The 26,030-nt window shown below is 66.2% G+C and carries 22 protein-coding genes and 1 pseudogene; 13 read left to right on the top strand and 10 right to left on the bottom strand.

The window, feature by feature from the left end; all coding sequences use genetic code 11:
- Window positions 1-30 precede the first annotated feature (30 nt).
- The 5 genes from ABIB58_RS13555 to ABIB58_RS13575 all read right to left on the bottom strand — a co-directional run bounded on the left by ABIB58_RS13555 (window position 31) and on the right by ABIB58_RS13575 (window position 6,247).
- The gene (locus tag ABIB58_RS13555; RefSeq protein ID WP_265150697.1) at window positions 31-1,002 is read right to left on the bottom strand and encodes an alpha/beta hydrolase; all 972 of its coding nucleotides are present in this window, start codon (window positions 1,000-1,002) and stop codon (window positions 31-33) included.
- 11 nt (window positions 1,003-1,013) lie between these two features.
- A complete protein-coding gene (locus tag ABIB58_RS13560; RefSeq protein ID WP_265150791.1) occupies window positions 1,014-3,266 on the bottom strand; it encodes a TonB-dependent receptor in 2,253 nt (750 codons plus the stop codon).
- Between the two features lie 147 nt (window positions 3,267-3,413).
- On the bottom strand, window positions 3,414-4,430 hold the full coding sequence (locus tag ABIB58_RS13565) for a helix-turn-helix domain-containing protein (protein ID WP_265150696.1): 1,017 nt from the start codon (window positions 4,428-4,430) through the stop codon (window positions 3,414-3,416).
- Window positions 4,431-4,691: 261 nt separating this feature from the next.
- Window positions 4,692-5,852: a GNAT family N-acetyltransferase gene (locus ABIB58_RS13570; RefSeq protein ID WP_265150695.1), complete on the bottom strand. Its 1,161-nt coding sequence runs from the start codon at window positions 5,850-5,852 to the stop codon at window positions 4,692-4,694.
- Window positions 5,849-6,247, bottom strand: a complete 399-nt coding sequence (locus ABIB58_RS13575) for a RidA family protein (protein WP_265150694.1) — start codon at window positions 6,245-6,247, stop codon at window positions 5,849-5,851. Before ABIB58_RS13575 ends, ABIB58_RS13570 begins: the two co-directional genes overlap by 4 nt.
- Before the next feature lie 37 nt (window positions 6,248-6,284).
- Between ABIB58_RS13575 and ABIB58_RS13580 the strand changes: the two are divergent.
- From ABIB58_RS13580 to ABIB58_RS13615, 8 genes and pseudogenes are all read left to right on the top strand, one after another.
- Window positions 6,285-6,890, top strand: a pseudogene (locus tag ABIB58_RS13580) (TraG/VirB4 family ATPase); the annotation flags it as partial.
- Window positions 6,887-7,606, top strand: coding sequence for a P-type conjugative transfer protein TrbJ (gene trbJ / locus ABIB58_RS13585; protein WP_167954229.1), 720 nt, complete (start codon window positions 6,887-6,889; stop codon window positions 7,604-7,606). The pseudogene ABIB58_RS13580 and the gene trbJ, both read left to right, overlap by 4 nt.
- A gap of 1 nt (window position 7,607) precedes the next feature.
- Window positions 7,608-7,853, top strand: a complete 246-nt coding sequence (gene trbK-alt, locus ABIB58_RS13590; RefSeq protein WP_167954230.1) for a putative entry exclusion protein TrbK-alt — start codon at window positions 7,608-7,610, stop codon at window positions 7,851-7,853.
- Complete coding sequence (trbL, locus tag ABIB58_RS13595) at window positions 7,850-9,172, top strand: P-type conjugative transfer protein TrbL (protein ID WP_167954231.1); 1,323 nt, start codon at window positions 7,850-7,852, stop codon at window positions 9,170-9,172. The genes trbK-alt and trbL overlap by 4 nt, the downstream gene beginning before the upstream one ends.
- A gap of 5 nt (window positions 9,173-9,177) precedes the next feature.
- Window positions 9,178-9,861, top strand: a complete 684-nt coding sequence (gene trbF / locus ABIB58_RS13600; protein WP_167954232.1) for a conjugal transfer protein TrbF — start codon at window positions 9,178-9,180, stop codon at window positions 9,859-9,861.
- Entirely contained in the window at window positions 9,858-10,862 is a 1,005-nt protein-coding gene (trbG, locus tag ABIB58_RS13605; protein ID WP_167954233.1) for a P-type conjugative transfer protein TrbG, read from the top strand. The genes trbF and trbG overlap by 4 nt, the downstream gene beginning before the upstream one ends.
- Window positions 10,859-12,076, top strand: a complete 1,218-nt coding sequence (locus ABIB58_RS13610) for a TraB/TrbI/VirB10 family type IV secretion system protein (RefSeq protein WP_265150693.1) — start codon at window positions 10,859-10,861, stop codon at window positions 12,074-12,076. The genes trbG and ABIB58_RS13610 overlap by 4 nt, the downstream gene beginning before the upstream one ends.
- Window positions 12,073-12,297, top strand: a complete 225-nt coding sequence (locus ABIB58_RS13615; protein WP_167954234.1) for a DUF2274 domain-containing protein — start codon at window positions 12,073-12,075, stop codon at window positions 12,295-12,297. Before ABIB58_RS13610 ends, ABIB58_RS13615 begins: the two co-directional genes overlap by 4 nt.
- A 10-nt stretch (window positions 12,298-12,307) precedes the next feature.
- On the opposite strand, the gene ABIB58_RS13620 is transcribed toward ABIB58_RS13615, so the two are convergent.
- From ABIB58_RS13620 to ABIB58_RS13640, 5 genes are all read right to left on the bottom strand, one after another.
- Complete coding sequence (locus ABIB58_RS13620) at window positions 12,308-12,634, bottom strand: hypothetical protein (RefSeq protein WP_502909771.1); 327 nt, start codon at window positions 12,632-12,634, stop codon at window positions 12,308-12,310.
- Between the two features lie 20 nt (window positions 12,635-12,654).
- The gene (locus ABIB58_RS13625; protein ID WP_167954235.1) at window positions 12,655-13,578 is read right to left on the bottom strand and encodes a LysR family transcriptional regulator; all 924 of its coding nucleotides are present in this window, start codon (window positions 13,576-13,578) and stop codon (window positions 12,655-12,657) included.
- 33 nt (window positions 13,579-13,611) lie between these two features.
- Window positions 13,612-18,528: an autotransporter domain-containing protein gene (locus ABIB58_RS13630; protein ID WP_354041570.1), complete on the bottom strand. Its 4,917-nt coding sequence runs from the start codon at window positions 18,526-18,528 to the stop codon at window positions 13,612-13,614.
- A 157-nt stretch (window positions 18,529-18,685) separates the two neighbouring features.
- A complete protein-coding gene (locus tag ABIB58_RS13635) occupies window positions 18,686-18,934 on the bottom strand; it encodes a hypothetical protein (RefSeq protein ID WP_167954237.1) in 249 nt (82 codons plus the stop codon).
- A gap of 38 nt (window positions 18,935-18,972) precedes the next feature.
- The gene (locus ABIB58_RS13640; protein ID WP_167954238.1) at window positions 18,973-19,302 is read right to left on the bottom strand and encodes a hypothetical protein; all 330 of its coding nucleotides are present in this window, start codon (window positions 19,300-19,302) and stop codon (window positions 18,973-18,975) included.
- A gap of 154 nt (window positions 19,303-19,456) precedes the next feature.
- Between ABIB58_RS13640 and ABIB58_RS13645 the strand changes: the two genes are divergently transcribed.
- From ABIB58_RS13645 to ABIB58_RS13665, 5 genes are all read left to right on the top strand, one after another.
- Window positions 19,457-20,248 (top strand): protein phosphatase 2C domain-containing protein, encoded by a 792-nt coding sequence (locus ABIB58_RS13645; protein ID WP_167954239.1) that lies wholly within the window; start codon window positions 19,457-19,459, stop codon window positions 20,246-20,248.
- A gap of 68 nt (window positions 20,249-20,316) precedes the next feature.
- On the top strand, window positions 20,317-20,892 hold the full coding sequence (locus tag ABIB58_RS13650) for an ECF-type sigma factor (protein WP_045811929.1): 576 nt from the start codon (window positions 20,317-20,319) through the stop codon (window positions 20,890-20,892).
- Window positions 20,889-23,273 (top strand): serine/threonine-protein kinase, encoded by a 2,385-nt coding sequence (locus tag ABIB58_RS13655; RefSeq protein ID WP_265150689.1) that lies wholly within the window; start codon window positions 20,889-20,891, stop codon window positions 23,271-23,273. Before ABIB58_RS13650 ends, ABIB58_RS13655 begins: the two co-directional genes overlap by 4 nt.
- Before the next feature lie 37 nt (window positions 23,274-23,310).
- Window positions 23,311-24,213: a helix-turn-helix transcriptional regulator gene (locus tag ABIB58_RS13660; RefSeq protein WP_082064535.1), complete on the top strand. Its 903-nt coding sequence runs from the start codon at window positions 23,311-23,313 to the stop codon at window positions 24,211-24,213.
- A gap of 53 nt (window positions 24,214-24,266) precedes the next feature.
- The gene (locus tag ABIB58_RS13665) at window positions 24,267-25,952 is read left to right on the top strand and encodes a TonB-dependent receptor (protein WP_354041579.1); all 1,686 of its coding nucleotides are present in this window, start codon (window positions 24,267-24,269) and stop codon (window positions 25,950-25,952) included.
- Window positions 25,953-26,030 lie beyond the last annotated feature (78 nt).

Below are 26,030 nucleotides of genomic sequence, written 5' to 3' on the forward strand. Positions count from 1 at the left end.
TACCCTCCCCTTCGCCCGGCGGGATCGATGTCAGTCTGCGTCCGGGCGGAACCGCAGACGAAGATCCTGCGCGATCCGCCGCCGCGCCGCATGGCAGGCGTCCAGATCGCCAAAGGTCAGAAAGCCGTGAATCGTCCCCTCGGCGGTATCGGTCGTGACGGGCACGTCTGCGGCACGTAAGTGCTCGGCATAGGCCAGCCCCTCGTCCCGCAGGGGATCGAAGGCCGCCACCAGAACGAAGGCCGGGGCGAGACCCGCCAGGTCGGCGGCATTGATCGGCGACACCTTGGGATCCTCCGCCGTGCCGCCACCCGCCGCCAGATACCAGGCCAGGGTCCCGGCGATGGCGTCCCGGCTCAGGAAAAGGTCGCCGTTTCCGAACGCCATGCGCGAGGGATAGGCCGCATGCGGGCGGCTGCCGTCGATCACCGGGTACAGCAGATATTGGGCGGCCAGGCGCGGTCCCTCGGCCTTTGATATCTGCGCCACCACCGCCGCCAGATTGCCGCCCGCGCTGTCGCCCATGACCACCAGCCGATCCGGATCGCAGCCCAGTCCTCGCGCCTGATCGGCGGCCCATCGCGTGGCGGCCAGCGCATCCTCCAGCCCCGCCGGAAAGCCATGCTCGGGCGCCAGGCGGTAATCGAGGCTGACGAAGACCGCGCCCGACAGAGCGCAAAGAGCGCGCATCAGCCCGTCGTAGCTCTCCAGATCGCCGACGCACCAGCCTCCGCCATGGAAGAAGACGACCAGGGTCGCGGGCACCTCCGCCACCTCTTGTGGCCGGTAGAGCCGGGCCGGCCGATCGCCCGCGCCGCCCGCGACCGTGATCTCGCGGACGATCACGCCGCCGGCGTGTGGCGACGGACCGGCCAGCGCCTTGAAGATCGCCGCAGCCTGGATTCGCGCGGTGCCCGCAGGGTCGGCGGGGTCGCCGATCGACATTTCACGCATCATGGCGTTCAGGGCCTGCAGCAGGGCCCGGGACTGGGGATCGAGCATGGCGACGAAGCTCAGTATCGCCAGATCAGACGCAGGTCGTAGGTCCTCGGCGCGGCGTAGAAGCCGAGCTGCACCCCCGGAAAGTCCGCCAGGTTGAAGCCCTGGACCCGCACCGCTTCGTCCGTCAGGTTCTGCACCCCGGCGCGCACCTCCCACACCCCGTCGGTCGATCGCAGGGCCGCGAAGGCGTTCAGCAGGGTGTAGGCGTCCTGACGCAGCACGGGAGAGTCGGTGATCTCGGTCGCCAGGTCGCTGCGGTATCCGGCGTCCCCGTGCAGCACCAGGCCCAGCCGGTCGCTGAGTGGCTGTTCCCAGGTGACGGCCAAGCTGGCGTTGACGTCGGGACTGTTGACCAGGGCCCGATCACTGACGTCGGTCGCCACCCCACCGACCAGGATGTCGAACTCGTCATATTCGGCGTCCAGCAGACCCAACGAGGCATTGATGGTCAGTTGATCGGTCGGGCGAGCCGCCAGTTCGAACTCCAGCCCCTGGATGGTGGCCGCCGCCGCATTGGTGAACAGGCTGACGAACACCCCGGTCACCGGATCGGAGCCGAAACTCGTCACCTGGATATCGGTGTAGTCGTTGTAGAAATAGGCCGCGTTGAACGTCAGCCGCCCGTCCATCCAGCTGGTCTTGGCCCCGGCCTCGTAGCTCCAGACGTACTCCGGCCGGAAGGCGTTGAAGGCGAAGTCGGTGGTCGCCCGCCCGTCGAACCCGCCGCTCTTGAAGCCGCGCGCGGCCGATCCGTAGAACAGCAGGTCATCGTTCGGCTGATAGGAAAGGGAGACCTTGGGCGTGAAGGCGTCGAAGTCCGCCTCGCCCTCGATCGGCGTGCCCGCGACGCCACGACCGGCCAGGAAGGGCGGGGTGGCCCGGATGACCGACACCGTCGGATCGAAGAAATTCTCGAACAGACGCGCCGATGTCTTCTCTTCGGAGGTGTATCGCGCGCCCAGGCCCAGGGTCAGGGTGTCGGAAATCTTGTACGATCCGTCCGCGAACACCGCCCAGGACTTGGTGACCTGATCCGTCTGGGCCAGGCTGGAACTGGGAAAGCCAAACAGGGTGACGGGGAAGCCGAAGATCGTCGCCGACCCGTTGTCCACGCCCGAGAAGGTCGTGTCCTCGTCGCGGAAATAATAGAGCCCCGCGGTGCCGCTGAACCGCCCGCCGTCGTCGTAGGTGGCGCGCAGTTCCTGGCTGAACTGGGATTGTTCCTGCAGCAGCAGGATGTCCAGGATGGGCAGGGGCGAGCCGTCCGTGTCCAGGTTCAAGTCGAAATCCAGGTCCCGCCAAGCGGTGATCGATTCCAGCGTCACGGCGTCCGACGCCTCATAGCGGGCGGTGACCGAAGCCCCGTAGGCCGTTAGGTCCGACAGGCCGTTGGCGTTGACGTCGACCCGGTAGGGATCGCTCGCCGCCGGATAGGTGACCAGTGCGCCCCCGGGGCCGACGCCGGTGATCGCGGTTTCGCGCGCCGGACTGCGCGAGGTGTCGGGTCGATCGCGCTTGGCGTCGGCGCTGACCAGGATCGACAGCCGGTCCGTCGGAGTCCAGTCCAGGGCCACCCGCCCCGCCAGACTGTTCTGGTCGCCGTCATCCTGACCGTCGATCAAGTTTTCGGCGAACCCGTCGCGTTGTGAATAGGCGAAGGCCACCTTGCCGTTCAGCACGCCCTCGATCAGCGGCCCGCCTAGTCGGCCCTTCAAGATGCGCGAATCGTAGTTGCCGACCCCCGCCTCCAGATAGGCCCCGGGCGTCGCGGGCGGTGGGGAGGAGACGAATTTGACCGCGCCGCCGATGGTGTTTCGACCGTACAGCGTCCCCTGGGGTCCGCGCAGCACCTCGACCCGGTCGACGTCGAACAATTCGAGGAAGGCCGCTTGAGACCGGGCGATGAAGACGTCGTCGACATAGATGCCCACGCCCGGATCGGCGAAGGCGAGCGAGTCGTTCTGCCCGACGCCGCGCAGATAGACGACGGCGTTCGCCCCGTCGCCTTTGTCCAGATAAAGGTTCGGTACCGAATACTGGATGCCTGAGATGTCGTCGGCCTGCAGGTCCGACAGCCGTTCCTCGCTGAAGGCCGAGACCGCCACGGGCACGTCTTGCAAGGATTCGGATCGACGCCGCGCCGTCACCACGATCTCGTCCAGTTGCGCGGGTTCCGCCTGGGCCTGGGCTGCCTCTTGGGCCCAGCTCGGTGCGGCCATCGCCAGCGTGGCCAGCGAACAGGCCCCCAGGATCGCCGTTCGCATCGTCACGCGATCTCGCCGGATCGACCGCCCGCGCGAAATCATTCCCCTATGGATCCTCATTGTTTCCGTCCCTCTCGACCGCCGATCTCAGTCGGCGTTGGAGAGGATCATGGAAGCGCAGCCCGACAGGGTCCACGACCGGGGCGTTCAATCGCTCAGGACATTTTCGCTCACCGATGGCGCCCAGTTTGAAGGCGTGACGCCGTTCCAGGCCTTGAACGCGCGGGAGAAACTGCGGCTGTCGGAAAACCCCAAGGTCTCGGCGATGTCCTGCGGATGCCGATGGCGGTTCAGCATCTGCTTGGCCCTTTCATTCAGGCCTCTGGCCCGCAGATCCCGGAACCGCGTCCCACTGTCGGCCAGTCTGCGCCTCAAGGTGGCCACGCTGACGCCCAGACGTCGCGCCGCTTCGGCCTGGTCATCGACCCCCGCGGCAATAGCGTCCGAGACCCTTTGGAGAAAGTCCGTCGGGTTTCCGGCCTGTTCCCGGGTCCGGATCATGGCCTCGACCGCGGCATAGACGTCAACCGCCCGACCGGACCTCTTGGTCAGCGATACAGGCACCTGCCCCGTCTCCAGATCGTATTCCAGCGCATAGGCATCGCTCCGCGTGCGGACCGTCGTCGTCCAGAAAGCCAGCAGTCCGTCCGGTGCCGTGCGGCGGGGTCGGCGGGTTCGAACGGTTCTGAGCATGGGCGTCAGATCGCGTCCCGCCACCAACGACACCATGGCGTGAAGAAAGATCAGTACCCCCTCCAGCGTGGCATAGGCTGCGACAGAGTCGGTCGGAAAGGCATAGGGGAAGTCACGGTCATCGATGACATACGCCAACCGGCCCTTGCGAGACTCCACGCGATTGTAATGGCCGCCATGAACAAGATTGTAGGCCCGGGCGATCCGCTTCATCGCCTCCTGCACATCGGCGGCATCGGACAGCGTCTCGACGACAAAGTCGTTCGTCCCGACAGCCAGAGGACGCAGGGAGAGATGGCAGGTCTCGTCACCCGCCTTGACTGAGAGTCGCTGAAGGAGCCGGAAATGCTCGATCAAAGGCTGGCGATTGTCAGGGCTGACGATCTTGACGGACTCGGCGAAGCGCCAGAGTTCGCCGACCTCATCACGGTCGATGAACAGTCTGACCTCGTCACCCCTCTTGGACTCCATGACCCGACGGTCTCAAGTTGAAGCGCGGGATGCAATCCCGATTCTTGCCCTCGCGTTGTAAGGTGTGAGCTAGGGAGTTGATCGTCCGGTCCAGACAGTTCGAAAACGGCGCAGAGCGCGGCTTCCGTCTCTGATCCCGTCAAGCATGTAGGACTGGCCCCCTAGGGACCCGCCTAGTCGGCCTGTTTGGCAGCGGCACGGATGCCCGGTCGCACTGTCCTCAACGGCGGCGCGCCCGCGCTTGCATCTTGACCATTTCGGTCACTTGACCTCGCGGTAGGGGCTGAGCTCTCTTGTCATGACGTCGATCTCGGCCTCCACGCCCGTCCGCTCTTGAGCCAGATACCGCGCGACTGGATCCCTCAGCGCGCGATCGACGATGTAATGCGCGGAATAGACGGGTGTGGGCAGGTAGCCGCGCGCGATCTTGTGCTCGCCCTGCGCCCCCGCCTCGACCCGCGACAGGCCGCGGCCGATGGCGAATTCGATGGCCTGGTAGTAGCAGAGCTCGAAATGCAGGAAGGGCACGTCGTCCAGCGTGCCCCACTGACGCCCGTACAGGGCATCGCGGCCGATCAGGTTCAGCGCCCCGGCGATCGGCACCCCCTCCCGAAAGGCCATGACCAGGGCGATCCGGTCGGCCATGGTCGCTCCGATGCGGCTGAAGAAGTCCCGTGTGAGATAGGGCCGTCCCCATTTGCGTCTGCCGGTATCGATGTAGAAGGCGAAGAAGGCGTCCCAGTGCGCCTCCTCGATATCGCCACCCGTCAGGACGCGGATATCCAGCCCCGCCTGGGCGTCGCGGCGCTCTCGCCGGATGGTTTTTCGCCGGTTGGACGACAGGGCGGCCAGGAAGTCGTCGAAGGTCCGGTAGCCCCGGTCCGTCCAGATGAATTGCATGTCCTGGCGCGGCAGCATGCCGGCGGCCGTCATGTCGCGCCATTCCGCCTCGGTCGGGAAGTTGACGTGCAGGGAGGAGACGCCGTTGGTTTCGCAGAGCTGCAGTGCGCCCTGGATCAGCGCCTGCCGAACGGTCCCGCCGTCTGCGGAAGGATGGCTGAGGAAGCGCGGCCCTGTCGCGGGGGTGAAGGGCACGGCGCCCAGCAGTTTCGGATAGTAGCGCCCGCCCGCCCTCTGATAGGCGTCGGCCCAGGAATGGTCGAAGACGTATTCGCCCTGGCTGTGGCCCTTCAGATAGAGCGGCATGACGCCGATCACGGCCCCGTCGGGATCGTGCAGGCTGAGGTGACGCGAACCCCAGCCCTCGCGCGGAACCGCGCTGCCGGAGGCTTCGCAGGCGTGCAGGAAATCGTAAGCGACGAATGGATCGCCGGTAGGACCCGCGCAGGCGTCCCAGGCCGGCTGTCCGATCGCGGCAATCCGGTCGTGGACCCGGATTTCGAACTTGGCCTGATCCGTCACTTCACCTCGACGACAGCGTCCACCTCGACGGCGAAGCCGAGTGGCAGCTTGTAGACTCCGACGGCGGCACGGGCATGGCGACCGGCCTCGCCAAACACCTCGACCATCAGGTCCGAGCAGCCGTTGATGACGGCGGGCACGGCGGTGAACTCCGGTCCCGCCTGGACGAAACCGCCCAGTTTCACGACGCGGACCACCCGGTCCAGATCGCCGTCCAGGGCCGCCGACATCTGGGCCAGCAGATTGATCCCGCACAGGCGCGCGCCCTCGACCGCCTGGTCTTGCGTCAAGTCCACGCCCACGGTGCCCTTCAGTCCGCCAGACGCGTCGTTCGACAGCTGACCCGAGATGTGCAGCAGGTTGCCGGTGCGCACGAAGCCGACGTAGTTGGCCACGGCCTTGGCGGGTGCGGGCAGGGTGATGCCGAGGTCGGCGGAGGGGCTGGTCGGCGCCGCGTCGGCGGCGGCCGTCCTGTCCTATCTCTTCCATCGCATTGGCGACCGCCTCGACGGCTCGCCCACGCTCATCATCATCGATGAGGGCTGGCTGGTGCTCGACAGTCCCGGCTTCGCGCAACAGCTTCGCGAATGGCTGAAAACGCTGCGTAAGAAAAACGCCAGCGTGGTTTTCGCCACGCAGAGCCTGGCGGACATCGAGACGTCAAGCATCGCGCCGGCGATCATCGAGTCCTGCCCCACCCGCATCTTCCTCCCAAATGATCGGGCCGCCGAGCCGCAGATCGCGGCGATCTACGAGCGGTTCGGCCTGACCGAGCGGCAGATCGAAATCCTCAGCCGGGCCACGCCCAAGCGGGATTATTACTGTCAGTCGCGCCACGGAAACCGGCTGTTTGAGCTGGGCCTGGGCGAAGTCGCGCTCGCTTTCGCCGCCGCCTCCTCGAAGGCGGACCAGCTTCGCATCGCCGACATCGTCAACGAGCACGGTCCGGCCGGTTTCGCGGCCGAGTGGCTGCGCCATCGCGGCTCCGCCTGGGCGATCGATCTTCTACTCCCCAGCCAGCAGGAGACTGACCAATGACCACCAACATCCTCCGGGCCGCCGTCATGGCGAGCGTGATCGCCATCAGCGGCGGGATCGGACTGACCGTGGCGACGCCCGCCCACGCGCAACTTGGCGGCGTCGTCTACGACCCCAGCAACTATGCCCAAAACGTGCTGACGGCCGCGCGATCCCTCCAGCAGATCAACAATCAGGTCCAGCAAATCCAGCAGCAAGCCGCGAGCCTGACCAACCAGGCGCGCAATCTCGCCTCCCTGCCGATGAGCGAACTGCGCCAGCTCCAGCAGCAGGTCCAGCGCACTCAGCAGCTTCTCGGCGAGGCGCAGCGGATCGCCTATGATGTGCAGCAGGTTCGCCAGGCGTTCGAGGGCCGCTACCGGGGTTCGGCGCTGACCGGGAGCCACGCCCAGATGGTCGCCAACGCCAATGCGCGGTGGGCCGACAGCGTGGGGGCGTTCGAGGACGCGCTTCGCGTTCAGGCCGGCGTCGTCGGCAATATCGACGGCTCGCGCGCGACGCTCGATCGGCTGGTCGGCGCGAGCCAGTCCGCCGAAGGCGCTCTGCAAGCGGCCCAAGCCGGTAATCAGCTTGTGGCCCTTCAAGCCCAGCAGCTCGCCGATCTAACAGCCCTGCTGGCCGCGCAGGGCCGAGCGCAGGCGCTGGAGTCGGCGCGCCAGGCCGCGATCGAAGCCGAGGGCCGCGAGCGGTTCCGCCGCTTCCGCACGCGCAACTGACATGGGACGCACGGCAAAGATCGCCAGCGTCGCTACGCTGGCCGGGTTCATGCTCACGGTGGCGATCGTGTCCGTGACCCGGCCCGCGCAACCCGTCGCGCCCGCGTCCGCGCCGGTCGCGGCGGCGTTGGAAACGCCCGCCGTCGATCTTCGCCGCTGCCGCACCATCACCATGCCCGACAGCGGATGCGAGGCGGCCTGGGAAGCCAAACGCCGCCGCTTCTTCGGGCGGGAGATACTGCCATGAACGACACCGGCGTCATCGACACCATCCTGGGTGTGTTCGGCAACTACATCGACAGCGGGTTTGGTTTGCTGGGCGGGGAGGTCGCGTTCCTGTCGACCACCCTGATCGCCATCGATCTCACCATCGCTGGTCTGTTCTGGGCCTGGGGCGCCGATGAGGACGTGATCCAGCGGCTGGTGAAGAAGACGCTCTACATCGGCGTCTTCGCCTTCATCATCGGCAACTTCGGCACGCTGGCGACGATCGTGTTCCAGAGCTTCGCGGGCCTCGGTCTTCAAGCGAGCGGCAGCGCGATGACGATCGCGGACTTCATGCGGCCCGGAATGATCGCGGCCACTGGCCTCGATGCAGCCGACCCGATGCTCGCGGCGACGGAAGAACTGATCGGCCCGATCGGACTGTTCACCAACTTCGTCCAAATCCTGCTTCTACTGCTGGCCTGGGTGATCGTCGTCCTCGCCTTCTTCATCATCGCCATCCAGGTGTTCGTGACGTTGATCGAGTTCAAGCTGGTCACGTTGGCCGGCTTCGTCCTTCTGCCGTTCGCCTTCTTCAACAAGACGGCCTTCATGGCGGAGCGTGTGCTCGGGCACGTCGTCTCCAGCGGAATCAAGGTGCTGGTGTTGGCCGTCATCACCGGGATCGGCACGACCCTCTTCAGCCAGTTCACCAATGCTGCGGTCGGTGCGGAGCCGAACATGGAACAGGTGATGGCGATCGCCTTGGCCGCGCTCAGCCTGCTTGGCCTCGCCATCTTCGGTCCTGGCGTCGCCAACGGCATCGTCTCGGGCGGTCCCGCGCTCGGAGCAGGCGCCGCCGCCGGGGCCGCGCTCGCCGCTGGCGGCGCCTTGGTCGGCGGGGTCGCCGCCGCTCGGCTTGGCGCGGGAGCCATTGCCGGCGCGGCGGCTGGAACGGCGCGAGGCGCCGCCTTCGCCGCCGGCGGCGCGCAGAGCGCCTACGCGCTCGGATCGGCGGGCAAGACCGGGGCGTCCGCCGTGGCCGGCGGCGCAGGCGGTGTCGGCTCGGCCGCGATGGGCGCCGCCGCTTCGCCGCTGCGCCGCGCGGCGTCGTCCTTGAAGGACAGCCACCGCTCCGGTGCGCGGGCGGCGGTTTCAGCGACGGGCGGCAGCATCACCGGCGGCGCGTCGGCGCCCGCTTCAACTCCGGCTGACACCGCGTCCGCCGGTGCGCCAGGCTGGGCGGCCGCGATGAAGCGCCGCCAGTCCATGACCCACAGTGCGACCACCGCCGCCCACACGCTGCGCTCCGGCGACGGCGGCGGCAGCGGCGCGTCGGTCGATCTCAGCCAAAAGGATTAAGTCCGATGTTTCGACGTCCCTCTCTCCGTTACGGCCAGACGCCCGAGCCGGTGACGCCCTATCAGCGCGCCGCGCAGGCTTGGGACGATCGGATCGGCTCCGCCCGCGTGCAGGCGCGCAACTGGCGTCTGGCCTTTTTCGGCACGCTCGCGCTGTCCGGCGCGCTGGCTGGCGGCTTGGTCTGGCAATCGGCGCGGGGACATATCGTGCCGTGGGTCGTGCAGGTCGATCAGCTCGGCGAGGCCCAGGCGGTCGCGCCTGCCGAGGCTGGCTACCGACCGACCGACGCGCAGATCGCGTTCCACCTCGCCCGGTTCATCGAACAGGTTCGCGGGCTGTCCGCCGATCCCGTCGTCGTTCGGCAAAACTGGCTACGGGCCTACGACTTCACCACGGATCGTGGGGCCATCGCGTTGAACGATCATGCCCGCGCCAACGACCCGTTCGCCAATGTCGGACGAGTGCAGGTCGCCGTGGACGTATCGAGCGTCATCCGCGCGTCCCCCGACAGCTTTCGCGTCGCCTGGACCGAGCGTCGCTACACCGACGGCACGCTAACCACGACCGAGCGATGGTCCGCGATCCTCACCGTCGTCGTTCAGCCGCCTCGCACCCCGGACGCCCTGCGGAAGAACCCGCTCGGCGTGTTCGTCAACGCCCTCAACTGGTCAAAGGAGCTTTCCCAATGACGCATCGTCCGGCCAGCAAGGCCATCGTCTTGGCGTCGGCCGCCGTGCTCAGCGGTTGCGCCGCGTTCGCCAAGGCCTCGCCAGCCACGTCCAGCCCGCCGCTCGAAATCATGGCGATCCCCGCCGCCGAACCGTCGCGCCCTGTCGAGGTGGTCGTGATCGCGGAGCCGCTCCCGCTGCCGGGCCAGCTCATGCCCGCACCGGCGACCGCCAGTCGGACGCCGGAGGCGTCAGACCCGCGTCGGCGGATCGGCGCGGCGAACGACGCCGCGCGCGTCCAGCCCGTGCGCGACGGCTTCCTCAACGCCATCCAGCAATATCACTGGACCGAGGGCGCGCTCTATCAGGTCTATACCGCGCCGGGGCAGGTGACGGACATCGCCTTGCAGGAAGGCGAGCAGCTTGTTGGGCCGGGTCCGGTCGCGGCCGGAGACACCGTCCGCTGGATCATTGGGGACACGATCAGCGGCACGGGCGCGACCGCGCGGGTCCACATTCTCGTCAAGCCGACCCGCCCCGACCTGTCCACGAACCTGGTCATCAACACCGATCGCCGGACCTATCATCTGGAACTGCGCGCGACGCCCTCGACCTATATGGCGTCGGTATCCTGGACCTATCCGCAAGATCAGCTCATCGCCCTGCGCGCGGCCAGCGAGGCGGCCGTTGCGGCCCAGCCGGTCGCGGCCGGCATCGATCCGGCCGCATTGAACTTCGGCTATCGCATCGAGGGCGACCGGGCGCCGTGGCGGCCCGTCCGCGTGTTCGATGATGGGCGACAGGTGTTCATCGAGTTTGCGGCTGGGATCTCCGAGGGGGAGATGCCGCCGCTGTTCATCACCAGCGCGGCCGGTGACGCCGAACTCGTCAACTACCGCGTTCAGGGTCGCTACATGGTGGTGGACCGCCGTTTCGAGGTCGCCGAACTACGCCTGGGCGACCGACGCGGCGCACAGCGCGTCCGCATCGTGCGCGACGAGGGCCGGAGGGGGCGGTCGTGACCGACACTGACTTCCCCAGCGTCGCGGAAGATGCGCCGGAGCCGCCGGCCGATCCTCGCCCGTTTCAGCTTCGCGGCGATCCGCCTTCGGTCATGCGCCTGTCACGCAGGGCGTTGACGGTGCTGGGCGTCGCCGCCGGCCTCGGGATCGGCGGGTCGCTCATCTACGCGCTCACCCCGGCCGGAGAGCGCCAAACCGAAGAACTCTACAACACCGAGGGGCGGGCCACGGCGGAGACCATCACATCGGGACCAAGCGACTACGCGCAGGCGCCCCGCCTCGGCCCGCCGCTTCCCGGCGACCTCGGTGGGCCGATCCTGTCCGCCCAGCAGCGCGGCGAGGAGGTGCCGGTGCCGCCTATCGGCGGCGAGACCGTGCAGGCCGACCCTGCCGCGCAAGCACGAGAAGCGGCCATGCAGCGTGCCCAGCAAGAGCGCGACGCCGCACGCACCAGCAGCGTTTTTCTGTCTGGCAGCGGAGCCGGGTACCCCCAGCAGGTGTCACCCGGCGGAGCCCTTGACCTCGCTAGCCTTCAAGCCGCGCAATCGAGCAGCGCATCCAATCAGACCACCACGCCGGGTGGAGGTTTCATGTCGCGGCCTACAAATCGTGAGACGGTCAGTGCCGAGCGGCTGCGCGCTCCGGCATCTCCGAACATCGTGCAGGCCGGCAGCATCATCCCTGCCGCGCTCATCACCGGCATCCGCTCCGATTTGCCGGGGCAGATCACCGCGCAGGTGACGCAGAACGTCTATGACAGCCCGACTGGCCGCATCTTGCTGATCCCCCAAGGCGCGCGCCTGATCGGCGAATATGACAGCCAGATCGACGCTGGGCAGAGCCGCGTCTTGCTGGCCTGGGATCGGCTGATCCTGCCCGATGGACGCTCGATCACGCTGGAGCGTCAGTCCGCGACCGACGCTTCGGGTTACACCGGATTACAGGACCGAGTGAACCAGCATTGGGGACGCCTTCTGCGCGCCGCAGCCATCTCGACGCTGCTCGGCGTTGGAACGGAACTCGGCGGCGACAGCGACGACGACCTGATCCGGGCGCTGCGCCGAGGCTCTCAGGACACGATCAATCAGACCGGCCAGCAAGTAGTCGGGCGGCAGCTCAACGTGCAGCCGACGCTCACTATCCGTCCCGGCCACCCCTTGCGCGTGCTCATCACCCGCGACCTCATTCTCGAACCGATAGGAACGCCGCGATGACCAAGCTGAAACTCGGGCCGCTGGTCGATGACCGTCCGGTGAAGATCACGGTCGAACTGCCCGCCGACGTCCACCGTGACCTCACCGCCTATGCGGCGGCGCTGGCAGCGGAATCCGGCGGTGACGCGATCCCGCCGGAGAAGCTGATCGCACCGATGCTGACGCGGTTCATGGGCAGCGATCGAGGCTTCGTCCGCAATCGCCGACCGCAAAGCGGCTGAGTGCGACGGACTACCGATCGAAGAAACGTCGACGCCGCTCGGCGGAGTCGACGGTGACGATGGCCTGTTCGGCGTTCGCACACTCGCCGCCCCGGATCGAGCCGTGGGTGCAGCCCGCAACGACGCGCCGCGCCTCCTCGATGTTGGCCTCGAAATACTGGACGCCTCGTGGCTCCGACGATCTCGACGCCGACGCGCTGACGACGCCGGGCGCGCGTTCGCCGGTCGCGGTCGGCGGTGCGATGACCGGGCGAAGAACGAACCCAGCGGTGAAACCAACGATGAGACAGACGATCGCGGCAACGATGACGGCTTTACTGCTCTGCATCGGATGCACTCCAAATGACGCCCGCCATTTTACCTCATTCGTGACGCGATCTCAAAAGACAGCGCGTAGCGATTTTTGATGAACTGGAGGAACCGGCGCAGCGCGGGATTGGCGTTGTCGTCGCGCCAACATCCCGAATAACCAATCAGGGCCTGGCCTTGCTCGCCGTCGATCGGGCGATAGACGACATCGGGATAGCGTGCCCCCGTCGAACTCTCGCAAACCAGCGTCACCGCCGTCGTGCCGCCCAGGATGCTAAGGATGGTCTCGCGGCTGGCGCGGTGCATCCGGATCGCGGGCGTGCAGCCCGATGAGCCCAGCTTACCGAGAAGGATGTCGCGCTTCTCCGGTCCCGGGTCGGCGACGGTGAACAGGAACTGTTCACCGCGAAGATCCGTCCATTGCACGATGTCGCGCTCGGCCAGTCGATGGCTGGCGGGGAGGGCGACAAGGACGCGCTCGCTCCACAGCGGTTCGCACCGGAAACCGTTGTGCGCGGCCGCGCCCATCAGGATCGCCACGTCGATTTCGCCGGTGTCCAGCCCGGCGAGCAGCACGCTCCGATCGGCCTCGACCCCATCCACGTCCACGTCGGGGTTCGCGTCGCGCCAGCCGAGCAGGGTGGCGCGCAGGTTGCCGGCCGACATCGACCCATTGTGCCCCAGCATCAGCCCGCCGAGCCGGCCTTGACCGGCGGATCGCATGATCGCCACGAGCCGATCGCTCAACGTGACCAGCGGCGTCGCGCTTTGAATGAAGGCGATGCCGGCGTGAGTGAGCGTCACGCCGGCCCGCGAGCGATTGAAGATCGGCGCGCCCAGCGATCGTTCCAGCCGGAGGATGCCGCGGCTGAGCGTCGATTGCTCGACGTCCAGCGCGCGGGCCGCCTTGTAGAGGCTCCCATGATTGGCCGCCGCGATCGCGTAACGAAGCTGGCGGATATCAAAGGGCATCGCTCATTTCACGGCCGAGCGGCCGTCCTTTCCTCAGAACGGAACACGCAGCATCGCGCGTGCGCCGTGATCGCGGACGCCGTCGCCCATCTGGCCGCTGTAGCCGACGCTCAGGCGGGCGCCCCGGCCGAAGGTGAACTCGGCCCCGGCGTCCACCACCAGCGCGTCCTCGGCGATCGGCGCGCCGGTGACGGTGAAGGCGTCGCCGCCCGCGAACGACACGCGGCTCCGCGCCGGATCGAGATCGAAGGCGTGACGCCAGCCCAGCCGGCCCGACAGGCTCAGCCCGCCGACCTGCGTCGATCCGCGCGCGCCTAGCGTCGTGAACACCGCGTCGTCCGTCTCCGCCCGGCCCGACAGCGCCGCCGCGCCGCCGGTCTCGGCGAAGGCGTCGGTCTTGACCTCGACCCACGCGACCTCGGCGAACGGCTCGACCGCCGTCGCGTCGCTCAGGCGCATCGCATAGCCCACGCGGCCGAACGCCTGACGCGTCTCGCCGTCATAGCGGGACGAGGCGGTCTCGCTGAAGCCGGGGAAGACGATCGCCCGCTCCATGTCGAAGCTGTGCCACGCCATCGCCGCGCCGGCCGACAGGTCGAACCCGCCCGCCTGCACGCCGACGCGCGCGCCCAGGTGCCAGCTCTCGACCTCCGCCGACGACACGCGGTCGGCGACGGCATAGTCGGAACGGCTGTAGCCGCCGCCGATCCCGGCCGAGAACGTCTCGCCCAGCGGCACGTCGACGCCGGCGAACAGGCCGGTCCCGTCGCGCTTGACCTGCGCGGCGTTGCCGTCGCCGTCCATCCGGCCCCACGAGCCGTAGACGTTGCCCCAGGCGCCGCGACGTTCGCCCGGCGCCAGCATGGCGTCGCGGAAGAAGCGGCTGTCGTCGAGCAGGCCGCTGCGCGCGCTGGCGTGCGCTTCGCCCGACAGCTGATCGAAGGCGTAGCGCGCCGTGTCGACCTCCAGCGGGATGATCGCGTTGTAGACCGCGTTCCCGCAGCCCAGCCGCTCCGCCGCCGCCGCGCTCGACTGCTGGTTCGCCGTCACGCCGCGCTCGGTGAAGGTGGCGGCGTTGCGCGCCAGCGTCAGCCGCACGTTGTTGGCGTCGTAGCTCAGGGTCGGGGTCAGGAAGGCGTAGTTGGTGCTGACCCCCGCGAACGTGCCGCTGATCCCCCCCTGCGCGGTCAGGATCGTCGAGGTGATCGACGCCCCGCAGGCATCGTTGTTCGTGCCCTGGAACAACGCCGAGACGTTGCCGCCTTGGAGCGTCGCCGTGCCCGTCACGTTCAGCCGGTCGGCGCGCCCGTCCACGGTGACGTCGACCTCATAGGTCGAGCCCGCCGCGAACGTCACGTTGCCGCTGGCGTTCAACGTGCCGATGCCGTTGCCCGTGCCGGGGTTCACCGTGCCGGAGATCACCGCGTTCCGCAGCGTCCCCGCGCCGCTCAGCCGCGTGCCGGAGGCGACGTTCAGCGTCCCGCCAAGCTGACCGTCCAGCCGCATCGCCCCGGCGGCCAGGTTGAACGTGCCGCCGAACCCGGAGCTGTCGCCGGTCAGGATCAGGTTGCCCGCGCCGATCTTGCGGAACGCGCCCGCGCCGTCGATCACGCCGGACAGCAGCAGGGCGTTGGCGTTCTCCAGCGTGCCGCCCAATGCCCCGGCGGTGAAGTTTCGCGCCGAGCTGCCCTCCGCGCTGAATCGCAGTGTGCCGCCGTTCAGCGTGACCCCTCCCGAGGCCGCGCCTAGGTTGGCGTCGCGCGACACCTGCAAAACACCGCTGCTGACGGTCGTGCCGCCCGTATAGGTGTTCGTGCCCGACAAGATCAGCGTGCCGAAGTCGGTCTTATCGAGACCGGACGTGCCCGCGATGACGCTGGCGATGGTGGCGCTCATCGAAGCCCCGGCCGCGCTGCCGTCGCCGACGCGCACGGAAGCTGGGGTCGCCAGCGTCAGCACACCGCCCGTCAGGGTGTAGCCGTTCACCGCGAACTGGAGGCCGCTGGCCGACACGCCCTCGGGCGCGATCGTCACGGTGCCCGCCGTTCCTTGGAAAACCGCGCCGCGACCCTGCCACGCCTCGTTCACATCGCCTTCGCTGCGCGTCCAGTTGGTCGTGGTGTTGTTCCAGACGCCCGATCCGCCATCGACGGCCAGGTTCGCGGTGGTGTTGCCCCCATCCCAGAACTGGAGGCCGCGCCCGACCACCAGGTTGACCTGTCCGGCGAACACCGTCTGGATGTTGCCGTTCGCCCCTGCCGGAAGCGGCCCGAGCGTCATGCCGTTGTCGGTCAGCGTGCCGCCATAGTTGAAGATGCGATACACGCCGTCACCGAACCCGCCCGCGTCCGTGACGGAAAGCGTGCCGCCCAGCGTCAGGTTGCCCCCGACATTGATGAGCGCCGAACTGGACGGTGCTCCAAGAGCCAGCCTCAGCTGGCCGTCGAACACCATATCCCCGGTGACGTTGAACGTATCGCGCCCGCCCGCACCGGAGCGTAGCGACAGCAGGCCGCTCGCGCTCTGTGTATAGTCACCGTTGATCGTGTGCGAGACGAAGCCGGGCGACGAAACCTGGATCGCTCCGTGATTTGTCAGCACGCTTCCCGCGCCATTCAGCGCGATGCGGCCGTCCAGAATCCCCGATCCGCCGTTGACGATCTGGCTGGTATGGCTGGCGCCGATCGAACCTTCACCGCCCCGGATCAGACCGTCGTTGCGGAAGTTTAGCAAACCACCATTGGCGACACGAACGCCATAGCCGCCGGTCGAGATGATGCTGCCGGTGTTGACGCTGTCGACTAGGTGCAGGCGGAGGTTAGGAGCGACGAAAAATTCTCCCGGTGTCGTAGCATCCCCGGAGAACAGAGTATCGCCGATTAGCACGCCGCCGGTGCCGGCGCTGCCCGCGCTCGCGATGGAACCTTGATTATTCAACGTCATCTTACCAGCACCCATTATGTAGATGCCGGACCCCATGCCGCTGCCTCCAGTGATGGTCACGCCGGGCGCAACCGCGATTACGCTTGAGGTTCCATCGTTATCAACTGCGAACTCTCCCCTCGCAAAATTGGGCCTATCTTGCGAAAGCCCAAGCACTCCGAATATGCCGAATGAAGCATTTCCGGAAGCGGTGATGTTTCGCGTGACGTTAACTGAAACGATGCTTCCTAAATCTGCGTCTCGCGAATAGCCAGCTGGCAAATTTCCTCTGCTCAGGAAATCCTGATAATTCGCTTCGCTATAACTGATAGACTTGAAATAAATTCCTGCACTATCAGCGCCCGCCACTGTGATGTCGCCATCGGACTGAAGGGCTATATCTACCTGACTCAATGCGCTCAGGCCTGCTCGACCGCTCGGCCCATAGTAGAATGTATAGCGGGTGCCATCCACGTCACCGTCGAACATACGGGGATTGGCTCGGGTGCTAGCGATGCTGATTGTGCCGCTGTTGGAAAGATCAACGGTTCCGGCTCGTGATGAGGCTTGCAAGCCGTAAAACGCCGAATCGCCGCCGTTAGTATCTATGGAACCTCGGTTTAAAACCTTGACGAGGCTGTTCTGGCCAAAAGCGGCTGCCAGAACTGCTGGATTACTCCCACTATTGATGGAACCTTCATTCAGCAGCGATAGATTCCCTAGAACACGTAAATCAACCGCACTCGAAATATTGGACGTGCCTTGCGCCGTAGGGAATATCGTGATGTTTCCGCGATTTATAACTTCCACGTTTTCGCGCGGATCGGATATAGACGACGCCTCAGTGTTGACAAAGATGGCTTGCTGGGTCGAGCCAGCCGGACCAAATAATCCGGTACTAGGGCGATTAGTGATGTTCCCGTCATTCAAAATGCGGACGTTCAGATCACTCCCCTCCGCTCGGAATGTGTGTAGGAAGTTTATCCCCCCATTCTCAATCGTTCCTGTGTTCGTTATCTGAATATCGTAATTCTGAACACGCCGCCGGTTGAGTTCATTGGCGTCCTCCACCCAGATTCTTGAATTTACCAAGTCACCGCTGTTATCAATCGAAATCCTGCCGTTGGCAGTAGTCGCAGTGCCGCTTCGGTCGATTCGTTGGACAAGAATTTCACCGCCTTCGATCCTGCCGGAGTTTCGAATTGTTACATCGTTGAAGAACGGAAGAACGATTGCGATCGCGTCGGGATTCTCATCTCGTATCGAGGCGTTCCAAGCAAAATCCAAATCTGCCCTGCGGATCGTCCCCGTATTTTCAATAAGGACTGACGGGATTGAGGTGCCAAGGTCGTTGTCGGTAACCCGGATGCCAGCGCTTCCACGCACTCCCGCAACATCAATCAGACCAGCATTGCGGATTGTGAGAGATTCAGCCTGCTCGGCTAGGATTCCGTAGTTCAAGTAGTTGGTGGTCCCGCTATCTCCCGCAGTAGTCCGGAGATCGATCGTACCATTGTTGACGATCGCGAGTGGCTGACCGACCCGGCTCCGGCCATTCACGTAGATCCCTACCGTGTCTCCGAAACCCCTTGCTGTCAGCGAGCCGTTGTTCAAGACCGTGTTGGCCCCACCTCCCAAGTAGAGAGCGCTGACGTAGCCGGACTCGCGGAGTGTCTTATTGATATCTACTCGAACCGATGAATCGAGTTCGACATCCGGACGCGAGGAATTGATCGTGATGCCGTTGGCACGATTGGGCGGCTGAATTGGTTGGGTCAAGTCGCGGAATACGAAGCGCCGAAGAGAATCGTTGAAACCACTGTTGAAGCCGCTGCGGATATCGCCGCTGCACGTCACAACGCCATCGACCACGGGGCATTGCGCGCTTCCAGGCGTGACCTGCTGCGCCGTCGCCGGGCTGGCCGCCAGCCCCGCCGCCAGCATCGCCACCGCCGACGCGCCGCCCAACAGCATCCGCGCTCGAACCGACCGCGCCCGCGCGATCCCCGCGACGATCCCCTGACCCATGTCTCTCTCCCTGTTGCGCCGCCCGGACGCGGTTTCGCCAACCGCGAAAATGCGGCCTCACCCCGGAGAGGCGGGATCGATCGGAAAACGGATCAAAAAAAATGACGGGGCACGAAAAAAAGTTCGCACCCCGTCGAAAGCCCCGCGTTTCCGGGATTTATTCCAGCCCGCATTTCTTCGCGCAGGCTTTCGCCGCACCGGCCGTCTGGTCGGAGTTCGCGAAGCAGTTGTCGAAACACCGCTGTTTGTCGTCATCGGACGAGGCGAGGCCGGTCGGGGCCTGTGCCGTCAGGCTTCCGTCTTCGCCACGCAGGTGCATCACCACCTTGCCGTTGAACTCCAGATCGAAGCCGCCTTCGACTTTGCGGGTGGAATAGCCGCCATCGGCATCGTGACTGTTTGTCATGTCTCTCTCCTGTGATTTGCAGATGCGATCGGGCGACGTCAGTCGTCCTGGATTGCGTGGTTGCGAGTTTCGTCGGCGCCGACCACGGTGATGCCCTTGTGGCCGGTGATCCCGCGCAGCGGTCGGGCGACGGTGTAGGGCGTGATCGCTTCAAGGCAAAAGCCGCCCGGCACGTTCCCCACCAGCTCGATCGACCACCAGTCGGGCCGCTCGATGTAGAAGTAGGGGTGCAGGGCGACCTCCATGTTGGCGCAGGGCGCCTCGCCCGTGACGATCAGCCAGGGCTGGCCGTCGCGCGTCTCGATCCGGCTCTCGCCGAGCGGCAGCAGACGGTGTGACTGCGACGGGGGCAGTTCATCGAAGTTCATCGATCCTTCCTTTCTCTCTCCTGACCACCGCGAAAACCGGGGGGTCATTTGAGAGAGGCGTGATTTTTGAAAAAACGGATCATTGGGGTGATCCGTTTTGACCGACGATCGCGCCTGTCAGGGTCGAGCGCACTTGCGCGCTGGAGTAACTCGCTTGAGTCCAACCGTCGCCCTGAGCCGCCCAACCCCTGTCGCGCCGCGGGAAACCTCGTCCTTCTGGCGCGTCGCCGGCGCATCCGCGCGTGGCGCGCGCCACGCTGACGCCGGGCAGGACAATCAGGACGCCTTCCACGCCTGGACCGAGGGCGACTGCTTCGTCATCGCCGTGGCGGACGGCCACGGCTCCCCGATCCACTATCGCTCCGCGATCGGCGCGGCCTTCGCGGTGAACGCGGCGGCGGCGGTGCTGGCCGACTGGATCGCGGCGCGCGACGGCGCCGACGCGCATCGGATCCCCACATCCATCCTCGACCACTGGCGCACCGCGGTGCGCGCCTATGCCGCCGACAACCCCAATCTGCTCGACCTGGTGACCGCCCGGCTGGGCGGCGGCCCAATGGTCCCCTACGGCGCGACTTTGGTCGCAGCCGCCGGCGATGGGCGCCGGACGGTCGTGGTCCAGATCGGCGACGGCGACGCGCTGCTCGGCTTCGGCGCGCGCCGGATCGTTCGCCCGCTGCCCGACGACGGTCTGGACGGCGAGCGCACCTATTCGCTGTGCCAGTCCGACGCGCTGTCGCGCTTTCGCCTCCACATCGCCGAGGAGACGCCGGACTTCGTCTCCGTTTCGACTGATGGCGTGTCGAAGTCGTTCGCCTGTCGCGAAGCCTTCACCTACGGCGCGGCGTCCGTGGAAGCCGGCGCCCTGCCGACATGGCTCGCGCACAAGGCGGACGGACCCAGCCGCGACGACGCCACCTTCTGCTTTGCCCGGCTCGCACGATGAGCGCCCGCCCGATGCCGCGTTTGCGCCAAAGCTTCCCGCGCGGCCCGCGTCTTGCTAGCATCCCGACTATGGGGGACGGGGACGGGATCGCCGGGGACGAGGATAGCCGCGCACTGCTGCACGCCTGGCAGGCGGGCGACGCGGCGGCGGGCGACCGGCTGTTCGCGCTGGCGCATGACGAACTTCGCACCGTCGCCGCCGCTCTCCTGCGCCGCGAGCGCCATAGCTCTCTGTCCAGCGGCGACCTGGTCAACGAGGCCGTGCTGCGCCTGATCCCGCTGGAGCGGATCGATTGGCGCGACAAGGCGCACTTCCTGGCGTTGTCTGCGCGCGTCATGCGGCAGGTGCTGGTCGATCACGCCCGCGCGCGTCTGACGGAAAAGCGGGACCATCACCGCGTGACCCTCGTCACCGGCATGGGCGCCGAGGCGCCGCCGGTGGACTTGCTCGATCTCAACGCCGCGCTCATCGAACTCGAAGGCTGGGACCGCGACCGCGCGAGCCTCGTCGAGATGCGCTATTTCGGCGGGATGACGATCGACGAGATCGTCGCCGTCACCGGCCAGTCCGCCCCAACCGTGAAGCGCCGCTGGCGCTCGACCCGCGCCTGGCTGATGCAAGCCATGCAGGAGCGCCCGGAATGACCGACCGTTCGCTCGATCAGCGCGCGCTCGCCCTGTTCGAGGCGGCGCTGGACCGCCCCGCCGCCGCCCGCGAAGCCTGGGTCATGCAGCAGGCCGGCGCCGACAAGGCTCTCGCCGACCGCGTCCTGTCGCTGTTCGCCGCCGACCGGGCGGCGTCCGTCGCGGTCCACACCGGCGGCGCGCAGGCCAGCGTAGACGCGCCGCTGCCCGAACGGATCGGCGCCTATCGCATTGTCCGCCGCATCGGCCAGGGCGGCATGGGCGCGGTCTATCTCGGCGAGCGGGCATCCGACGACTTCCGCCATCAGGCCGCGATCAAGCTGGTCAAACCGGGCGTCCTGTCCGACGCGCTGATCCAACGGTTCCTGGCCGAGCGGCAGACGCTGGCCGACCTCGTCCATCCCAACATCGCCCGCTTTCACGACGGCGGCGCGACCGAGCGGGGCGAGCCCTACATCGTCATGGAATATGTCGATGGCCGCCCGATCACCGACTGGGCGGCGGACAACTCGCTCGGCATCCCCGCGCGCCTCGCGCTGTTCCGTCAGGTGTGCGACGCGGTGCGTTTCGCCCATCAGAATCTGATCGTCCACCGCGACATCACCCCGTCCAACGTGCTGGTCGCCGCCGATGGCGCGCCGCGCCTGATCGACTTCGGCATCGCCAAGCCGCCCGAGGCGGAGGGCGGCGACGGCGCGGCGTCCTCGCCCTATCCCTCGCTCGCCGGCCTCAGCCTGACGCCCGGCTTCGCCGCGCCCGAGCGCATGGCGGGCGTCGGCGCCACCACGCTCAGCGACGTCTTTTCGCTGGGCCGCCTGCTCGACGTGCTGGTGGAAGACCACGCGCCCGACGCCGACCTGAAGGCGATCATCGCCACCGCCACCGCGCTCGACCCCGCCGATCGTTACGCCTCGGTCGATGCGCTGATGGACGATCTCGACCGCCATGCCACCGGCCGCACCGTCACCGCCCGCAATGGCGGGCGGGGCTATGCGATCGGCAAATTCGTGCGCCGCTACCGCTGGCCCGTCACCGCCGCCGCCGTCGCGCTGGCGCTGATCCTCGCCGCGCTGATCGTCGCGCTGGTCTCCTACTGCCGCGCCGAGCGCGCCCGTGTCGCCGAGGAGCAGCGGTTCGAGGAAGTGCGCGCCCTGGCCGGCTACATGATCTTCGACCTCAACAGCCAGCTGGAGCGCATCGCGGGCTCGACCAAGGCGCGCGCCGACTTGGCCGAGCAAGCCGGCCGCTATCTGTCCGCGCTCGCCGCCTCGCCCGGCGCCGACGACGCGCTGAAGCTGGAGGCGGCACGCGGCTTCATCGCGCTCGCCCGCGCCCAAGGCGTTCCCGACCGACCGCATCTCGGCCAGTTCGAAAACGCCCGCGCCAACCTGGAGCGCGCGATCGGCATGATCCGCGACCTGCGAGAGCCTTCCGCGCCGGACCTCGCCGAAGCCCAGGCGTCGCTGGCGATGATCCTAGGGCACATCGACTCCAAGACGGACGCCGCCGCCGCGCGCCTCGTCGAGGCGCACGCCGTTCTGGCCGCCGTGCCGTCCGCCGCACGGGACCGGCGTTGGCACATGGCGCGCCGGAATGTCCGCAAGGCGGAACTGGACATGACGACGCTGACCGCCTCGCTCGACGACATGCCGCGCCTGTCCGACCTTCTTGAAGCGGAAATCGCGGAATGGCCGGCGGCCATGCGGGACAGCTCAGACGCATCCCTCGACCGCGCCTATGCACGCTACTATCGCGGCATCCACCATTATTTCCTCGACCAGCCCGATGACGCGGTGGCCGATCTATTGGAAGCCGAGAGGCTCTTTCGCGAAGCTGAGCGCGCGAACCCCGGCGATCCCAACATCCTCTATGCTTTGGCTTGGAACGCCAACGTCGGCTACAGTTCCGCCACCCAATCGCCCGCGCTCGCCGGACAGGCGCGCCGCTTCCTCGACCAGGCGTCGAGCATCCTCGACCGGCTGCTGCAAATCGAGAGCAACGACGATGGACTGCGCGCCTTCGCCGCGAACGTGCAGCAGGCCCGGTCTCAGGCGCTGAGCGCGGACGGGCGGCACAGCGAAGCCATCGCCCTCCAGCGCGGCGTGATCGCGATGCACCAAGACGTGCTGCGCCGAAACCCGACACCCGCGCGGTCGAACCGCTTAGTGCTGGCACACGTCACAATGGCGAACATCGCCAGAGCCGCCGGCGACCGGGACACCGCCTGTGCGGAATATCGTTCGGCGCGAGAAAAACTAACCGTTCTAGACCAGCGAAATGAAGCCCTGGGATCCGTAGGGCGATACGGTGCGGGTCTCGACGCCAATCTTGCCGCCTGTTCTTGGGGCGGTGCTGCGAACGATCTCGTCATCTTGGAATAGTTAGCGGACCGACTAGTGATCGCCTATAGCTCCAGGCGTGAAGGACGAGTGGATACAGAAAGTCAGTCGGGCAGCGGGCGGCGCAACCCAGCACGCGCGGCACCCCTCCACGTCGGGCACATTCTATCTGTCCAAGGGTCGAAACTTCTCCGGCGTCAACTACGAGGCCGAGATCCCAGCCGGCCTTCACATCAGCTGTGGTTTCGCACCGTCGATGGCAAGTCAAACATCCTTCGGTGAGCTTTCACTGGCTCGATCCGGATTGTCGGTCTTGAGCAGCCGGGAGCCAATTCGATTGCGCACGGCGGTGTCTTCAGGTGAGTTCCGTTCGGCGGGGCTGTCGATCGACTGGCAAACTTTGGCGGACCACGATCTGCCAGCTTGTCTCGCAGCCATTCCCGATAACGTGTGCATGGGGGTTGAGAGGATTCCGCCGCGAATAGTCGCGGCGCTCGTGGCGCCGATTGACGAATGGTTTCAGGGTACGGCGCGCGACCTCGCTATCGAAGGTCGCTCGCTTGCACTATTCGCGGTGCTGGAACAGTGCCTCGCAACGAGTTCCGAGACACTGGAATCGTCACGGAGTCTAAGCTTGGCAAATGCCGCGCGGGAGATCGTCGATGTCGAGTTTGCCGGGACTCTCACCATCCACAGTCTCGCCGCTCGACTGAAATGCAGTCCGAGGACCCTGACCTCGGCTTTCCGTCAAAGTTTCGGAACAACGATTGGCGCCTATCTCACTGACTGCCGCTTGGCCGCCGCCGCATCCCTGCTGCGGAGCGGCTACGGCGCGACCCAGACAGCGTACCGGGTCGGGTATACGCCGGCTCACTTTGCGACGGCTTTTAAACGCCAGTTCGGCGTATCTCCGCGCGAGTGGTCTGGTGGTGCTGCTCAGAGCCGAAAGCCTTTGCCGCTTACCGAAAGCCCGCGTCGTTGATGTAATATTGTAACCCGATTAGCTGCGAGGGTTCGCATTGATGGGGTGCTTTGATGAAATCTGTGGTTGCCGGCCTGTTGCTGACAGGAGCCGCGATGCCGGCTTACGCGCAAACCAGTTCTCCGCAAGAGTCGACGGTTTTGGAAGAGATCGTCGTCACTGGAACGCGCCAGGACACGCGATTGGCCGACACCCCGGTCGCCGTGACCGTCCTGTCTGAAGACTTCATCCGCGATGCCCGCATCGAAAGCGTGCGTGACATCGATGATTACGTCCCAAACGTCCAGTTCAATCAACTGAGCCAGATCGGGAGCACCTTCGTCACCATCCGCGGCATCGAATCGAACCCGTTCATCGTCAATCGCGCGGCGGTGTACGTTGATGGGATTCCGTTTCGGGAGGTGCAGGACCAATCGCTCGGTTTCATCGAGCAGGTTGAGGTGCTGCGCGGCCCCCAGGGAACGCTCTACGGCTCGAACACCGAATCTGGATTGATCGTCATTCGTACCCGGATGCCGACGGATAGTTTCGAGATGGATGCGTCGCTCACGGGAACGTTCTTCGGCAATGGTGAGGGCATCGATGCGCGGTTTGCGGCGGGAGGACCACTTACCAGTACGCTCGCGGGATCGGTGGTCGTCACACACGAGGAGGCAGACAGCTTCCTGCGTAATATCGCATCGTCGATCGGCGAGCCCGGATACCTTCAAAACAGTTTCGTTCAGGGCAAGTTGCGATGGAACCCCACTGAACGCCTCACGATCGACTTGCTCAGCTACTATTTCCGCCAGCGCGCTCCGGGTCTCTACAAGCAGGAGTTCCTCCCGATCGATCCGGACGTCTACAATGCGAACTATTCTGGCTTCAATGGCGGCCTGACCCCCGGCCGCTATCGCCTCGTTAACGACGCTCCAAAAAACACGGAGCGCGACGAATACACGGTCGGTGCCAATCTGAACTACGACCTCGGCGGCGCGCGGCTCGACGTCAACGCCTCGTGGCGCAGCGACACGGATGACGCCTTCGGGACCGACATCGACTTGACCGCGCTGCCGGCGGTCGCCGGCGCTGACTTAGGAAGCGACCGGTTCGTCAATATGGAGGCGCGGCTTTCGGCGGCGAGGGGCGACCCGGTGCAATGGGTCGTCGGAATGAACCACTACCGCGATCGCCGTCAGCAAACCCTGTTGACCCTGGTGGGGCCCGGAGGCCTGGCCGATTATAACCCAGCCCCTCCGCAGACCAGCCGATCGCGGGATTATGCCGTGTTTGGAAATGTCAGCGTGCCGATTGCCGATAAGGTTCGGTTAGGTGGCGGCCTGCGGCTGGAAAGCGCCGAACGCGCGTTGAACCAGCAGGCTGGCTCGCTCGACCTTGGTCCCGCTGGTCAGTTTGCGTTCGCGGCCGAAGATCTCAGCCAAACCTTTACCGAGTTGCTCCCCCGTGTTTCCATCGACTGGAAGCCCACGGAAAATCTGCTGCTTTATACATCGGTCGCCAAGGGGTGGATTCCGGGAGGCTTCAACCTTGCCGCCGCGTCTGTCTCGGTAACGGAGGATTTCACGCGCTACGGAGCCGAGACACTGTGGACATATGAGGCGGGTGCCAAGCTGACCCTGCTGAATGGCCGGGCACTGTTGGCGGGCGCTGTCTTCCATACTGACGCGCAGAATTGGCAGGAGTACAACGTCCTCGTCGACAGCTCGGGGCAGGCGGTGTCAACTGACGTGACCCCCTGAAACTCCTCCAGGAATAGCTAGAGTCCGCCCAACGAAGGACGGACAGAATGAAGCGATCAAGGTTCACGGAAGAGCAAA

The sequence above is a fragment of the Brevundimonas sp. UYEF29 genome (genome assembly GCF_040546195.1).
In the GTDB taxonomy this organism is placed as follows: Bacteria; Pseudomonadota; Alphaproteobacteria; order Caulobacterales; family Caulobacteraceae; genus Brevundimonas; species Brevundimonas huaxiensis.

Coding starts and splice junctions, on each gene's coding strand:
- ABIB58_RS13560 (WP_265150791.1), bottom strand. CDS start 3,266: ATGCGAACGGCGATCCTGGGGGCCTGTTCGCTGGCCACGCTGGCGATG.
- ABIB58_RS13635 (WP_167954237.1), bottom strand. CDS start 18,934: ATGACAAACAGTCACGATGCCGATGGCGGCTATTCCACCCGCAAAGTC.
- ABIB58_RS13665 (WP_354041579.1), top strand. CDS start 24,267: ATGAAATCTGTGGTTGCCGGCCTGTTGCTGACAGGAGCCGCGATGCCG.
- ABIB58_RS13650 (WP_045811929.1), top strand. CDS start 20,317: ATGGGGGACGGGGACGGGATCGCCGGGGACGAGGATAGCCGCGCACTG.
- ABIB58_RS13640 (WP_167954238.1), bottom strand. CDS start 19,302: ATGAACTTCGATGAACTGCCCCCGTCGCAGTCACACCGTCTGCTGCCG.
- ABIB58_RS13655 (WP_265150689.1), top strand. CDS start 20,889: ATGACCGACCGTTCGCTCGATCAGCGCGCGCTCGCCCTGTTCGAGGCG.
- trbG (WP_167954233.1), top strand. CDS start 9,858: ATGACGCATCGTCCGGCCAGCAAGGCCATCGTCTTGGCGTCGGCCGCC.
- ABIB58_RS13565 (WP_265150696.1), bottom strand. CDS start 4,430: ATGGAGTCCAAGAGGGGTGACGAGGTCAGACTGTTCATCGACCGTGAT.
- ABIB58_RS13555 (WP_265150697.1), bottom strand. CDS start 1,002: ATGCTCGATCCCCAGTCCCGGGCCCTGCTGCAGGCCCTGAACGCCATG.
- trbK-alt (WP_167954230.1), top strand. CDS start 7,608: ATGGGACGCACGGCAAAGATCGCCAGCGTCGCTACGCTGGCCGGGTTC.
- trbF (WP_167954232.1), top strand. CDS start 9,178: ATGTTTCGACGTCCCTCTCTCCGTTACGGCCAGACGCCCGAGCCGGTG.
- trbL (WP_167954231.1), top strand. CDS start 7,850: ATGAACGACACCGGCGTCATCGACACCATCCTGGGTGTGTTCGGCAAC.
- ABIB58_RS13630 (WP_354041570.1), bottom strand. CDS start 18,528: ATGGGTCAGGGGATCGTCGCGGGGATCGCGCGGGCGCGGTCGGTTCGA.
- ABIB58_RS13615 (WP_167954234.1), top strand. CDS start 12,073: ATGACCAAGCTGAAACTCGGGCCGCTGGTCGATGACCGTCCGGTGAAG.
- ABIB58_RS13625 (WP_167954235.1), bottom strand. CDS start 13,578: ATGCCCTTTGATATCCGCCAGCTTCGTTACGCGATCGCGGCGGCCAAT.
- trbJ (WP_167954229.1), top strand. CDS start 6,887: ATGACCACCAACATCCTCCGGGCCGCCGTCATGGCGAGCGTGATCGCC.